At 67.4% G+C, this 13174-nt stretch carries 10 protein-coding genes; 5 read left to right on the top strand and 5 right to left on the bottom strand.

Going from position 1 to position 13174, the window contains the following annotated elements:
• Nucleotides 1-76: 76 nt before the first annotated feature.
• The 4 genes from MKK51_RS01970 to MKK51_RS01955 form a co-directional block, all read right to left on the bottom strand.
• On the bottom strand, nucleotides 77-505 hold the full coding sequence (locus MKK51_RS01970; protein WP_243974655.1) for a DUF6691 family protein: 429 nt from the start codon (nucleotides 503-505) through the stop codon (nucleotides 77-79).
• A complete protein-coding gene (locus MKK51_RS01965; RefSeq protein ID WP_409565594.1) occupies nucleotides 505-996 on the bottom strand; it encodes a YeeE/YedE family protein in 492 nt (163 codons plus the stop codon). The genes MKK51_RS01970 and MKK51_RS01965 overlap by 1 nt, the downstream gene beginning before the upstream one ends.
• Before the next feature lie 107 nt (nucleotides 997-1103).
• On the bottom strand, nucleotides 1104-2795 hold the full coding sequence (locus MKK51_RS01960) for a methyl-accepting chemotaxis protein (protein ID WP_243974653.1): 1692 nt from the start codon (nucleotides 2793-2795) through the stop codon (nucleotides 1104-1106).
• 171 nt (nucleotides 2796-2966) lie between these two features.
• On the bottom strand, nucleotides 2967-5981 hold the full coding sequence (locus MKK51_RS01955) for an FAD-binding and (Fe-S)-binding domain-containing protein (RefSeq protein WP_243974651.1): 3015 nt from the start codon (nucleotides 5979-5981) through the stop codon (nucleotides 2967-2969).
• Nucleotides 5982-6107: 126 nt separating this feature from the next.
• Between MKK51_RS01955 and MKK51_RS01950 the strand changes: the two genes are divergently transcribed.
• Nucleotides 6108-7154, top strand: a complete 1047-nt coding sequence (locus tag MKK51_RS01950; RefSeq protein ID WP_243974650.1) for a threonine aldolase family protein — start codon at nucleotides 6108-6110, stop codon at nucleotides 7152-7154.
• 7 nt (nucleotides 7155-7161) lie between these two features.
• On the opposite strand, the gene MKK51_RS01945 is transcribed toward MKK51_RS01950, so the two are convergent.
• Nucleotides 7162-7923 carry a GntR family transcriptional regulator gene (locus tag MKK51_RS01945; protein ID WP_243974649.1) on the bottom strand — a complete coding sequence of 254 codons (762 nt, stop codon included), beginning with the start codon at nucleotides 7921-7923 and terminating at the stop codon, nucleotides 7162-7164.
• 159 nt (nucleotides 7924-8082) lie between these two features.
• On the opposite strand from MKK51_RS01945, the gene MKK51_RS01940 reads away from it, so the two are divergent.
• The 4 genes from MKK51_RS01940 (at nucleotide 8083) to map (ending at nucleotide 12896) form a co-directional block, all read left to right on the top strand.
• The gene (locus tag MKK51_RS01940) at nucleotides 8083-9258 is read left to right on the top strand and encodes a pyridoxal-phosphate-dependent aminotransferase family protein (RefSeq protein ID WP_243974648.1); all 1176 of its coding nucleotides are present in this window, start codon (nucleotides 8083-8085) and stop codon (nucleotides 9256-9258) included.
• A 122-nt stretch (nucleotides 9259-9380) separates the two neighbouring features.
• Entirely contained in the window at nucleotides 9381-10676 is a 1296-nt protein-coding gene (locus MKK51_RS01935; protein WP_243974647.1) for an MFS transporter, read from the top strand.
• A gap of 104 nt (nucleotides 10677-10780) precedes the next feature.
• A complete protein-coding gene (locus MKK51_RS01930) occupies nucleotides 10781-12004 on the top strand; it encodes a CaiB/BaiF CoA transferase family protein (protein ID WP_243974646.1) in 1224 nt (407 codons plus the stop codon).
• A gap of 139 nt (nucleotides 12005-12143) precedes the next feature.
• Complete coding sequence (map, locus tag MKK51_RS01925; protein WP_243974645.1) at nucleotides 12144-12896, top strand: type I methionyl aminopeptidase; 753 nt, start codon at nucleotides 12144-12146, stop codon at nucleotides 12894-12896.
• Nucleotides 12897-13174 lie beyond the last annotated feature (278 nt).

Here is a 13174-nt window from a genome sequence, read left to right as displayed (position 1 = left end):
CGCAAGGGCCACGACACCGCAAAGCTCCACCACACGGCCCGGTCGGTTCTCCGACCGGGCCATGTGCGTTCGCGTCTCACTTTCCGGATGCGGCAGCGGTGAAGCGATGGAGCAGCATGCCGGCCACCATCGCCGCCACGAACCCGATGACCTGCGGCAAGCCCAGCGTCAGTCCCGCCAGCGCCGGGCCGGGGCAGAGGCCGACGAGGCCCCAGCCGATGCCGAACAGGGCGGCGCCCCCGATCAGGCTCGCCGTGATCGGGCGGCTCTGGGGAATCTCGAAGCGTTGCGCCAGAACGGGTTTGCGCATCCGCGACACGAGGACATAGCCGAGCGCCGAGACGGCGACCGCGCCCGCCAACACGAAGGCGAGGCTAGGATCCCAGGCCCCGGCCACATCGAGGAAGCCGAGAACACGCGCCGGGTCCATCATGCCCGACAGTGCGAGACCGAAGCCGAACAACAGGCCGGCGAGCAACCCCACGGAGGACCGCAAGCTATCCATCACCATCCTCCGTGGCGGACGAGGAACACCGTCGCGGCGGCGGCGGCCATGAAGGTCGCCACCGCAGCGATGGAGCGGGGCGACAGCCGAGCGAGCCCGCAGACGCCGTGGCCGCTCGTGCACCCCCCTCCGAGCCGCGTCCCGTAGCCGACGAGGAGGCCGCCGAGGACGATGAGTGGCCACGGCGCGTCGAGGTGCACCACGGGCCATGCGCCGTAGGCGAGGCGATACAGGAGCGGGCCGAAGAGCAGGCCGACGAGGAAGGCCCAGCGCCAGGGCGTGTCCCTGCTCAACGGCCGCATCGCCCCGGCGGCGATGCCGCTGATCCCAGCGATGCGGCCGTTGAGGACGAGGAGCAGGGCGGCGGACGTTCCGATGAAGATTCCCCCGGCAAGGGCCGACAGGTAGACGATCATGCGGCGGCTCCAGCGTGCCCGGCCGGAACGCCCTCGAAGGAGCGTGGCAGACGGTTCGTCATGGGCGGAAAACACTCGATGAGACGGCGACCGACCGGCTCAGTGAAAGGTCGAGCTGCCGCGTTCGTCCGTCAATATGGCCGGCACCCGGCAAAGACCAGCGTGCCCAGCCCCGTTGACGGTCACGCAGCCCGCACGGTCCCGAGGAAACGGGCGACTTCAGTCCCGAGATGCTCGGACTGGCGAGACAGTTCGGATGCCGCCGAAAGCACCTGCGCGGCTGCCGCGCCCGTCTCCTCGGAGGCCTGCGCTACACCCGCGATGTTGTTCGTCACCTCGCCCGTGCCGGTGGAGGCCTGAGCCACGTTGCGGACGATTTCCTGCGTCGCCGCACCCTGCTGCTCCACGGCTGCCGCGATGGAGGCCGCCACCTCGTTGATCTCACGGATGCGTGCTGCGATCCCGCCGATGGCCGACACGGCCTGGCCCGTCGCGCCTTGGATCTGGCTGATCTGGCTGCCGATCTCGTCGGTGGCACGTGCCGTCTGTGCGGCGAGTTCCTTGACCTCGGTGGCCACCACCGCGAATCCCCGACCCGACTCGCCGGCACGGGCGGCCTCAATGGTGGCGTTGAGCGCCAGCAGATTGGTCTGGCTCGCGATGTTGGCGATCAGCCCGACCATGTCGCCGATGCGGGACGAGGCCTGGCTCAGGGCCTGCACGAGCAGCAGGGTCTGGTCTGCCTCGTCCACCGCGGTTTGCGCCAGGTTCGACGAACCGGCGACCTGACGTCCGATCTCCTGGATCGACGAGCCGAGCTCCTCCGCGGCGGCGGCCACGGTATGGACGTTGGTGGCGGCTTCCTCCGCGGCCGCGGCCACGGTGGTGGATTGGCTGGCGGTCTCCGTCGCGGTGGCGCTCATGGTTCGCGCGGTGGTCTGCAGTTCGGTGGCCGAAGCGGACACCATTCCCACGACGCTGCCCACCGCCCGTTCGAAGCCGTCGGCCAGTTCCGCCATCGTGCGCCTGCGTGCGACGGCCGCCGCCTCATCGGCAACGCGCCTGATCTCGGCCTGCTCGGCCGCCTTGGCCGCGACCATGGTCTTGATGCCCTCGACCGCACGACCGACCGCGCCGATCTCGTCGCCGCGCGCCGCTTCCGGGATCTGAGCATCGATATCACCGGAGGCCATGCGCTGGAGCACACCGACCAGGCTGCCGATCGGACGGGTGATGCCGAAGACCGAGACGACGATGGCGGCGAGCATGCCACCCAACAATCCGAGGACGCTGAAGATCATCAGGGCGTAACGGGTGGTGTTCGTCTGCCTCGTGAGAGTTTCGGAGTCAGTATCCATGTACTTCGCGATATCTTCGGCCAACGCGCCCCCCTCCTGTGTCATCGCCAGAAAGGTCGGGTCGATGGTCTTGTGCATCAGGGCGAGGGCATCGTCATTCTGGTTGAGGATGCCGAGACGGCGAACTTCGCTCACATCCTGGACGAATTGCTTCACGCGGACGGTCTGCGCGTCGATCCGTGTCACGAAGGTCGGTGCCTGGTCACGGAGATCGGCCAGGACTTTCATTAGCTGGGGCAGCGTTGCTTCGAATCTCCCATCAGCCTCTTTTGTCTGAGCTTCTTCGGTCTCGGCGATGATGCGGAAGACCAAATAGTTCAACGAGAAGATCAGCTGACTGGTCTGCCGTGCGCTCGCGACGGCCTTGGCCTCGTGATCGATGAACAGATTGTAGGCGTCGTCGATCTGGGACATGCGCGATTGGGCGTACCAGGCGCAGCCGCCGACGATCACGCTGATAAAAGCCAGGATCGCCAAAAGTTTTGGGAGGATCTTGAACCTCGAAAGGAGCTGCATGGCCGTAAGTCTCTGATGTCTCCGCTTATACAAGCACGTCCTGGTTAAATTTTTGTCTAACTCCTGACAATCTGCAGTGCATGAGACATTCAAGCTTTATATATGTCAATTATATTGAAATTACCGGACATCGAACAGTAAAATGTGGCTCCCGACGAGAGGGCTGTGCCGTCATCGAATATCGGTATCGTATCGGGGGCGGCCCGCCATCGCCGCGTCCAGCACCCGCGCCACGTGGAGCGCTTCGAGCCCGAGGCCGTCATGGATCTGGTGGCGGCAGCTGGTGCCGTCGGCCACGACCAGATCGTCGGCGCCGGCCTTGCGCAGGGCCGGGAACAGCGAGAGCTCGGCCATGGCCAGCGACACGTCGATGGTCTCCGCGCCGTAGCCGAAGGCGCCCGCCATACCGCAGCAGCTCGATTCGATGACCCGCACGTCGAGCCCCGGCACCGCGCGCAGCACCCTCTCCACCGCGCCCATGGCGGCGAAGGCCTTTTGGTGGCAATGGCCGTGCAAGTGGGCGACCCGCCCGCCCTGATCCGCTAGTGGCAGGGTGATCCGCCCGGCATCGAGGTCGACGGCGAGCACCTCTTCGAACAGCAGGCTGGCCTTGCTCAGCTCGCCCGCCTCGGGGCCGGGGAGCAGGGATGCGAACTCGTCGCGGAAGGTTAGCAGGCAGGAGGGTTCGAGGCCGACGATCCGCGCGCCCGCCCGGATGAAGGGCAGCAGCGTGGTGAGCGTGCGGCGGGCCTCCTCGCGGGCCCGGTCGGTCTGGCCGGACGCGAGGTAGGTGCGGCCGCAGCAGAGCGGACGCCGCCCGCGATTGGGGAAGACCCGGTGCAGGCGGTAACCGGCGGCGATGAGCACCCGCTCCGCCGCCTCCAGGTTCTCGCGCTCGAAAGCGCGGTTGAACGTGTCGCCGAACAGGACGACGTCGCGAAAATCTCCGGTCACATCGCCGGGATGGGCCGGCTCGCCCTGCTCCGTCCACGGCCTGCGCCAGCGCGGCAGGGTGCGCCGCGCCGAGAGGCCGGCCACCCGCTCCGACAGCCTCGCCAGGGCGGGCACCCGGTCGCGCAGATTGAGGAGTGGCGCGAGCCAGGCGGCGGTGCCGGCATAGAGCGGCAGGGCCGCCACCAGCCTCTCCTTGAGGGGCAGGCCGTGGCGGGCATGGTAATGGTGCAGGAACTCGACCTTCATCTTCGCCATGTCGATGCCGGTGGGGCATTCGCGGCGGCAGGCCTTGCACGAAACGCAGAGATCCAGGGTCCGCTTCATCTCGTGGCTGGTGAAGGCGTCGGCACCGAGCTGGCCCGAGATCGCCAGCCGCAGGGAGTTCGCCCGGCCGCGCGTGAGATGCTGCTCCTCGCCCGTGGCCCGGTAGGACGGGCACATCGCCCCGCCCGCGAGCTTCCGGCAGGTGCCGTTGTTGTTGCACATCTCCACCGCGCCGCCGAAACCGCCCCATTCCGACCAGTCGAGGGCGGCCTTCGCCGGCTGGCTGACGGAATAGCCCGGCTGGAACCGCATCAGTGAACGGTCGTCCATCCGCAGCGGCCGGACGATCTTGCCCGGGTTGAGCCGGTTCTCCGGGTCGAACCCGTCCTTGACCTGCTCGAAGGCGCGGGTCAGACGCTCCCCGAACATTGGTGCGATGTATTCCGAGCGCGAGATGCCATCGCCGTGCTCGCCCGAATAGGAGCCCTTGAAGCGGCGGACCTGTTCGCTCGCGGCCTCCGCGATGGCCCGCATCTTGGCGACGTCGCCGCCCTGCTTCATGTCGAGGATCGGGCGCACATGCAGACAGCCGACGGAAGCATGGGCGTACCAGGTGCCGCGCGTACCGTGGCGGGTGAACACCTCCGTCACCGCGTCGGTGTAGTCGGCGAGATGCTCCAGCGGCACCGCGCAATCCTCGATGAAGGAGACCGGCTTTGCGTCGCCCTTCATCGACATCATGATGTTGAGGCAGGCCTCGCGCACCTCCCATACCGATTTCTGGCGGATCGGCTCCGGCACCTCCACCACGGCCTCCGCATGGCCGTTATCGGCCATGCAGGCGTCGAGCCGCCTGAGGTCGGCCAGGAGCGCGTCGAGGTCGTCGCCTGCGAATTCGACCAGCAGCAGGCAGTTCGGACGGCCACGGGTGATGTCGGCCAGTGTCGCTCGGAACAGCGGGATGTCGGCCCCGAGCACGAGGACGTTGTTGTCCACGAGTTCCACTGCCACCGGATCGAGGTCGACGATGGCCTTCGTCGTCTCCATGGCGGAGCGGAACGAGGGAAAGTGGCAGACCCCCATGACCCGGTGCGCCGGCAGGCGCGACAGCTTCAATGTCACGCTGGTGGTCGCCGCCAGCGTGCCCTCCGAGCCGACGAGAAGATGGGCGAGATTCGGCCGTGCCTCGATCAGCGCATCGAGATTGTAGCCGCCCACCCGGCGCTGCACCCTCGGGTACATACGCAGGATCTCGTCGCGTTCGGATTCGGCCAGAGCCCGCATGGCGGCGGCGAGGTCGTCCGCACGGCGCGAGCCGGTGACGCCCGTCGCCGCGTTCCCGGTAAGACCGAAGCCGAAGGGCTCGCCGTCATGGAACAGGGCCTCCATGCCGAGCACGTTGTCGCTCATCTTGCCGAAGCGCAGGGACCGCGCGCCGCAGGAATTGTTGCCGGCCATGCCGCCGATGGTGCAGCGGGTGGCTGTGGAAGGCTCCACGGGGAAGAACCAGCCATCCGCCCTCACCCGCGTGTTGAGCCGCTCCAGCACCATGCCGGGCTCGACGGTGATCGTTCCCGCGTGGCGGTCGTAGGCGAGAATGCCGTTGAAGAAGCGCGAGCAATCGACCACGAGACCGCGCCCGATGGGCTGGCCGTTCTGCGAGGTGCCGCCGCCGCGCAGGATCACCGGAACGTCGTGCTCGGCGGCGATCTTCAGCGTGGCGGCGATGTCGGCGGCGCTGCGGGGCAGGACCACGCCCGCCGGCATGATCTGGTAGATCGAGGCATCATTGGCATAGCGCCCCCGGGTGAAGGCATCGAACTTCGCCTCTCCGCTCAAGGCCTCGGCGAGGCGGCGCGGCAGGCCGGCTCCCCGGCGGTTGGCGGCGCGCGGGGTGATCGCCCCCGGCCCGGCGCCGGGCGACGGGGCGGGATTCGGGCCGGTGGCGGGCTCAGCCGTGGCGGTCATGATCCATCGTCCTCGTGGGGGTGCCGCGCGCCGGCTTCAAAGCGATGCGGGTTCCGATAGGGTGGCGGGATCGCCCCGACCGGCTAGAATGGCCCGCACGGATTGCATGCAAAATAGGGCCGGCAGATGATCGATTTGTATAGCGATACGCAGACGCGGCCGACGCCCGGCATGCGCGAGGCCATGGCCCGCGCGGAGGTCGGCGACGAGCAATCCGATTCGGATCCGACGACCCTGGCTCTGTGCGAGCGCGTCGCCGCCCTCCTCGGCATGGAGGCGGGCGTGTTCATGCCCTCCGGAACGATGTGCAACCTCGTCTCGATCCTGGTCCAGACCCGGCCCGGCGACGAGATCGTGGTCGACGACCAATCCCACATCTACAACACCGAGGCCGCCGGCTCGGCGGCCATCGGCGGCGTCTCGGTGAAGGCTCTGGCCACCCCGGCCGGCCTCTATACGCCCGAGGCGTTCGAGGCGGCGATCCGCCCTCCCGCCCGCACGGCGCCGCGCTCGGCCCTGGTCTCGATAGAGCAGACCACGAGCTTTTCCGGCGGCTCGGTCTGGCCGCTCACCGACATGCGCCGCATCCGCGACCTCGCCCATGACAAGGACATGAAGGCGCATATCGACGGGGCGCGCCTCCTCAACGCCGTGGCCGCCACCGACATCTCCGCCAGAGATTACGCCAAAGGCTTCGACAGCGCCTGGATCGACCTGAGCAAGGGACTCGGCTGCCCGGTCGGCGCCGTTCTGTGCGGCTCGCGGCGCTTTATTGTCGAGGCATGGCGGTGGAAATACCGGCTCGGTGGCGCCATGCGCCAGTCGGGAATCCTCGCCGCGGCCGGGCTCTACGCCCTCGATCACCATGTGGACCAGCTGGAACTCGACAACGCCAATGCCGGCGAGCTGAAGGCCCGCATCACCGGCGCGCCGGGCCTCGCCATCGCGCCCGATGCGGCCCAGTCCAACATCCTGTGCTTCTCGGTGGAGCCGCTGGGCGTCACGGCGACCGCCTTCACCGAGGCGTGTCTCGCCGAGGGCGTGCGTATCCGCGCCATCGGCGCGCATCAGATCCGCGCGACCACCCATCTCGACGTCGACCGGGCCGGCATCCTGCAAGCGGCGGACGTGATCCGGGCACAGGCCAAAGGGTGTCACGAGGCCCGCCGCTGAGCCGCCGTCACGATGCGACGTCGGCGGCGGCGTCCGGCGGACACGCCGTCTCCCGCCCCGCCGCCGCCCGACGCTTGTTGCGCAGGTGCACGAACAGGATGTCGCTCAGCTCGGTACCGGCGCGCCGGCGCAACGCGTCGAGGATTTCCTCGTGCTCACGCATCGCCTCGCCCCAGCGGTCGCGATTCTCGTCGAGATTGGCCGAGTAGCGCACGCGGCGCAGGCGCCCGGCAAAGTTGGCGTAGCTCGTCCGCAACGGCTCGTTATCCGCCGCCTGGACGATCCGGTCGTGGATCGCCTGGTTGCAGGCGAAGTAGCCGTGCAGGTCGCGCCGCATATAGCAGCCGTACATCTCGTGATGCAGCCGCTCGATCTCGTCATAGGCGGCGGGCGTGATCTTCTCGCAGGCGAGGCGTCCGGCCAGGGCCTCCAGCCCACCCATGACGTCGAACAGGTCCACAAGCTCCTCGGCGCCGAGCTGGCGCACCCGCGCGCCCCGGTTCGGCAGGAGTTCGATCAGCCCCTCCGAAGCCAGCACCTTGAGCGCCTCGCGCAGTGGCGTGCGCGAGATGCCGAAGCGCTCGCACAGGATGCGCTCCGGCACCCGCGCGCCAGCGGCCAGATTGCCCTCGACGATGTAGTCCCGCAAGCGCGCCAGAAGCTCGCCATGGAGGGATCTCACCAGTGACGGGATCGCGGAGAGACGCGCTTCGTCGACGGTGGCGAGGCCGGCATCGGCCTCCGGTTCAGTGACAGGATCGAGCACCATAATGCGGACTTAGCAGCCGAAGGGCTCAGGGTCGAGGATGTGTGTTTGCATAATAGCGCTTGCTCTCTCAAAAAATGAATGCAATTTTCCGTCGCGTTGCCCCATGGAGCGTCGATCCGGAGCATAGCCTTCCCTCGACCGGCCACCGCGGAGATCTCGATGACGACACGGACCGGACGCCATTTTCTGCACATTCCCGGCCCCAGCCCGGTCCCCGAGCGCGTCCTGCGCGCCATGGACATGCCGGTGATCGATCATCGCGGTCCCGATTTCGCCGGACTCGGCAAGGCGGTGCTCGAAGGGGCCCAGGCCATCTTCCAGACCCGCTCGCCGGTGATCATCTATCCCGGCTCCGGCACGGGAGCCTGGGAATCGGCCATCGTCAACACGCTCTCGGCCGGCGACCGGGTGTTGATGTTCGAGACCGGCCATTTCGCCACCCTGTGGCGCCAGATGGCGGCGCGCTGGGGCATCGACGTGCAGTTCGTCCCGGGCGACTGGCGGCATGGGGTCGATCCGGCACGGGTCGAAGCCATCCTTGCAGAGGACCGCGCCAAGTCGATCAAGGCCGTGATGGTGGTCCATAACGAGACATCTACCGGGGCCACGAGTCGGATCGCGGAGATCCGTAGGGCCATCGACCGGGCGAACCACCCCGCACTCTTCCTCGTCGACACGATCTCGGGCCTCGGCTCGGCCGAATATGCCCATGACGAATGGGGCGTCGACGTCGCGGTGAGCTGTTCACAGAAGGGCCTGATGCTGCCGCCGGGCCTCGGCCTCGTCGCCCTGTCGGAGAAGGCTCTGGCCGCCGCGAAGACAGCGACGCTCCCCCGCTCCTACTGGGATTGGGAAGACATGCTGAAGCCGAATGCCGGCGGCTACTTTCCCTATACACCGGCGACGAACCTTCTCTACGGACTGCGCGAAGCCATCGCCATGCTTCGGGAGGAAGGCTTGGCCCAGGTCTTCGCCCGTCACCAGCGCCTCGCCGCCGCCACCCGTGCCGCCGTCGAGGGCTGGGGGCTTGAGGTTCTGTGCCGGGAACCGTCCGAATACTCGCCCGTGCTTACCGCCGTGGTGATGCCGGAGGGCCATGACGCGGATGCCCTGCGCAATCTGATCCTGGAGAAGTACGACCTCTCCCTGGGCACCGGCCTCGCCAAGGTGGCAGGCAAGGTCTTCCGCATCGGCCATCTCGGCGAATGCAACGACCTGATGCTGATGGCGGCGCTATCAGGTGTCGAGATGGGCCTGAAAGCCGGCGGCGTCCCGCACACGCGCGGCGGTGTCCTGGCGGCCATGGACGCCCTGCGCTCCGGCCTGGACGACTGAGCAGCACCTCCCTCCCGCTTGTGGGGAGGGAGCACCGTGTCGATCGCACACTTTGCGCGTCCCCCACGAACAACCGGCGCTCAGATCGGGCGGGGTTGCGCGCTCAACCCGAGGAAACCCCGATGACGCCAGCTAAAAGACGCGTCTCCGCGTCGAACATGGTGCTGTTCCTGCTCTGCCTGATGTATTTCGTCACCTATCTCGACCGGGTGAACATCGCCACGGCGGGCGGCGAGATCATGAAGGATCTCGGGCTCTCGAACACCCAGTTCGGACTGATCCTGTCCGCCTTTGCCTATCCCTATGCCATCTTCCAGGTCATCGGCGGCTCGGTGGGCGACAAGTTTGGCGCAAGGCGGACCCTCCTCGTCTGCGGCCTGATCTGGGCCTCGGCGACGATCCTCACCGGGTTCGTGGGCGGGCTCATCAGCCTGTTCCTCGCCCGCGTCCTCCTCGGCTTCGGCGAGGGCGCCACCTTCCCCACCGCCACCCGCGCCATGCAGAACTGGACCGCGCCGGGCAAGCGCGGCTTCGCGCAGGGCATCACGCACGCTTTCGCCCGTCTCGGCAACGCGGTGGCGCCCCCCATCGTCGCCTTCCTGATCTACCAGTTCGGCTGGCGCATCGGCTTCGTGATCCTGGGTGTGGCGAGCTTCGTCTGGGTCGTGATCTGGTACCTCTACTTCCGGGACGACCCGAAGGATCACCCGGCGATCACGCCGGAGGAACTCGCGGTGCTGCCACCCCCGAGCCAAGTGGGCGCCAAGCAGAACGTGCCGTGGGGCCGCCTCACCCGGCGCATGCTGCCGGTAACGTTGACCTATTTCTGCTACGGCTGGACCCTGTGGCTGTTCCTTGGCTGGCTACCGAGCTTCTTCAAGCTCAATTACGGACTGGACCTGAAGAACTCGGCGCTGTTCGCCTCGGGCGTGTTCTTCGCAGGCGTCGTCGGCGACACCCTCGGCGGGGTCTTCAGCGACCGCATCCTGAAGCGTACCGGCGATCTCAAGCTCGCCCGGCTCAGCGTCATCGTGGTCGGCTTCCTCGGCGCGGCGGCGAGCCTCACCGGCGTGTTCTTCACCCGTGACCTGACCCTGGTGGCGCTGCTGCTCAGCTCGGGCTTCTTCTTCGCCGAATTGGTGATCGGTCCGATCTGGTCGGTGCCGATGGATATCGCACCGAAATATTCGGGCACGGCGGCGGGCCTGATGAACACCGGCTCGGCGGTGGCGGCGATCATCTCGCCGATCGTGTTCGGGATGATCGTGGACATGACGGGGAGCTGGACCCTGCCCTTCATCGGATCCATCGGCCTCTGCCTCCTGGGCGCGGGCCTCGCCTTCACCATGCACCCGGAGCGGCCGTTCGTGGCGGAGCCGGAGGCACCGCCCCTGGGACGTGCGGTTCCGGCGGAATGATCCATGCCTGACGGTGCCGGTTTCGAGCCGAGGACAGAGCGCATTCCCCTTTCCCCACTCGAGGGGAGAGGGGCACGCACGGCGCAGCAGAGGACGTTAGCACGATGAAAGACTCCGTGCACGAAGCCCCCCGCCCCCTTCCCCTCGCGGGCATCCGCGTCCTCGACGTGACGCAGGTGATGGCGGGGCCGTTCTGCAGCATGCTGCTGGCCGATCTCGGAGCGGACGTCATCAAGGTCGAGCCGCCGGGCACGGGCGACCAGACCCGCAGCGCCATGGGATTCAAGATGAAGGGGCCCGACAGCATGGGCTTCCTCAACATGAACCGGAACAAGCGTAGCGTCGCCCTCAACCTCAAATCGGATGCTGGGCGGGATCTCCTTCTCGATATGGCGGCCACCGCGGACGTGGTGGTGGAGAATTACCGGCCCGGCGTGATGGCTCGCCTGGGCCTTGGCTACGAGGCGATGCGGGTCCGCAATCCGGGGCTCATCTATGCCAGCATCTCGGGCTTCGGTCAGTCGGGCCCTTGGTCGAAGCGCCCCGGCTACGATCTGATGGCCCAGGCCATGTCGGGGGTGATGAGCGTCACCGGCCATCCGGGAGGTCCGCCGGTGAAGGCCGGCGTGCCCGTCGCCGATATCGGCTGCGCCCTGTTCACCGTCTACGCGATCCTGTCGGCCTATATCGGCCGGCAGGCGAGCGGCGAGGGCCAGTATATCGATGCCTCGCTCTTCGACGCGGCCCTGGCCTTCTCGATCTGGGACGTCTCGGAATACTGGGGCACGGGCCGGATCCCGCAGCCGCTCGGCACCTCCAACCGCATGAGCGCCCCCTATCAGGCGGTGCGCGCCTCGGACGGATATTTCGTCATGGGGGCCACGAACCAGAAGCTCTGGCGCCTGCTCTGCGACGTGCTCGATCGTGGCGAGTTGTTCGAGGATGCCCGCTTTGTCGACATCCCTTCACGGCTCGCCCACCGCGAGGAGCTGATCGAGGAGCTGGAGCGGAGCTTTGCCGCCAGGACCGCCGAGGAATGGGTGTCGCTGCTCCTCGATGCCGGGATTCCCGCCGGCCGCATGAACACCTATCCGGAAGCGTTCGAGAGCGAGCATGGCCGGCACCGGCAGATGCGCATCGAGGTTCCCCACCCGATCGAGGGCACGGTGCCGAATATCGGCTTTCCCGTGAAGCTCATGGGCACGCCGCAACGCGCCCGCAGGCATGCGCCGCTTCTCGGCGAGCATACCGAGGACGTGCTGGCCGAGTTCGGCCTCTCGGCGGACGAGATCGAGATCCTGCGCTCGCGTGGCGCCTTCGCCGCCTGAGGGGGTGCGGGCCCTCCGATATCCGTCGGACCCGGATGAGGGGATTTGCGCGCGGGGCGGCCCTGGCTTTGCCGGGCTCGCGGAGGATGGCAGAACCGCGTGAGCGAAGCCTCCTCCGGCTCCATGAAGGGATGACGACATGACGGTGTCGAACGACGACGAGCTTGCTGGATTGAAGCAGATCGGTCGCATCGTCGCCGACACCCTCGAGGCGATGGGCAAGGCCATCGAGCCCGGCATGACCACCCTCGAACTGGACGGGATCGGACGGCGGATCATGGAGACGGCCGGGGCTCGGCCGGCGCCGGAACTGGTCTACGCCTTTCCCGGAGCGACCTGCATCAGCGTCAACGAGGAGATCGCACACGGTATTCCCGGTGACCGCAGGATCAATCCGGGTGATCTCGTCAACATCGACGTGTCCGCCGAGAAGGACGGCTATTTCGCCGATACCGGCGCGTCCTTCGCCGTGCCGCCAGTGACGCGGGCGGTGGAGCGGCTGTGCAGGGACGGGCGCCGGGCGATGTGGACGGGCCTGCGCCAAGTCGGCACCGGCAAGCCCCTGGCCGATATCGGACGGGCCGTTGGGGCCTTCGCGCGGAAGAACGGCTACACCCTGGTCCGCAACCTCGCCAGCCACGGCGTGGGCCTATCGCTGCACGAGGAGCCGACCGAGATCGCCACCTGGCCCGACGCCTCGGAGCGACGGATCATCCAGGAGGGACTGGTCTTCACCGTGGAGCCGTTCCTGTCCCTCGGCGCCGAATTCGCCGAGGATGGCGACGACCCCTGGACCCTCTACAGCCGGCCGAAGGCCCTCACGGTGCAATACGAGCATACCGTCATCGCCTCGCGTAACGGTCCGCTGATCCTCACCATGCCGGGGCAATAGAGGTCACGCACGCAGCAAGTGGAGAAGGCTGACGGCACTGCGGCCAAACGGCCCTTGCTTGAAAGGCGTGCACGGCATATCGCCAAGAAAAGCCAATGAGTGCAATAGATTAGACCGTTTACAAACTACTTCTGCGGCGAGGATCACAAGAGCTCTAGATGTCCGAAGGGAGGCCCTGTCATGTCGCGCGCTCAATCGCGGATCGATTGCCGCGTCATCCGGACCCTTCGAATCGCCCGCCCGCAAGTGCGGACATGACCAGCGCGAGCGGATGCTCT

This window comes from Methylobacterium sp. E-045 (assembly GCF_022829685.1).
Classification (GTDB): domain Bacteria; phylum Pseudomonadota; class Alphaproteobacteria; order Rhizobiales; family Beijerinckiaceae; genus Methylobacterium.
This window is presented reverse-complemented; position numbering and strand designations above follow the sequence as displayed.

What these genes read in the sequence shown, in the direction of transcription:
- MKK51_RS01930 (WP_243974646.1), top strand. Translation starts at nt 10,781, where the DNA reads ATGAAAGACTCCGTGCACGAAGCCCCCCGCCCCCTTCCCCTCGCGGGC.
- map (WP_243974645.1), top strand. Translation starts at nt 12,144, where the DNA reads ATGACGGTGTCGAACGACGACGAGCTTGCTGGATTGAAGCAGATCGGT.
- MKK51_RS01945 (WP_243974649.1), bottom strand. Translation starts at nt 7,923, where the DNA reads ATGGTGCTCGATCCTGTCACTGAACCGGAGGCCGATGCCGGCCTCGCC.
- MKK51_RS01940 (WP_243974648.1), top strand. Translation starts at nt 8,083, where the DNA reads ATGACGACACGGACCGGACGCCATTTTCTGCACATTCCCGGCCCCAGC.
- MKK51_RS01955 (WP_243974651.1), bottom strand. Translation starts at nt 5,981, where the DNA reads ATGACCGCCACGGCTGAGCCCGCCACCGGCCCGAATCCCGCCCCGTCG.
- MKK51_RS01970 (WP_243974655.1), bottom strand. Translation starts at nt 505, where the DNA reads ATGGATAGCTTGCGGTCCTCCGTGGGGTTGCTCGCCGGCCTGTTGTTC.
- MKK51_RS01960 (WP_243974653.1), bottom strand. Translation starts at nt 2,795, where the DNA reads ATGCAGCTCCTTTCGAGGTTCAAGATCCTCCCAAAACTTTTGGCGATC.
- MKK51_RS01935 (WP_243974647.1), top strand. Translation starts at nt 9,381, where the DNA reads ATGACGCCAGCTAAAAGACGCGTCTCCGCGTCGAACATGGTGCTGTTC.
- MKK51_RS01950 (WP_243974650.1), top strand. Translation starts at nt 6,108, where the DNA reads ATGATCGATTTGTATAGCGATACGCAGACGCGGCCGACGCCCGGCATG.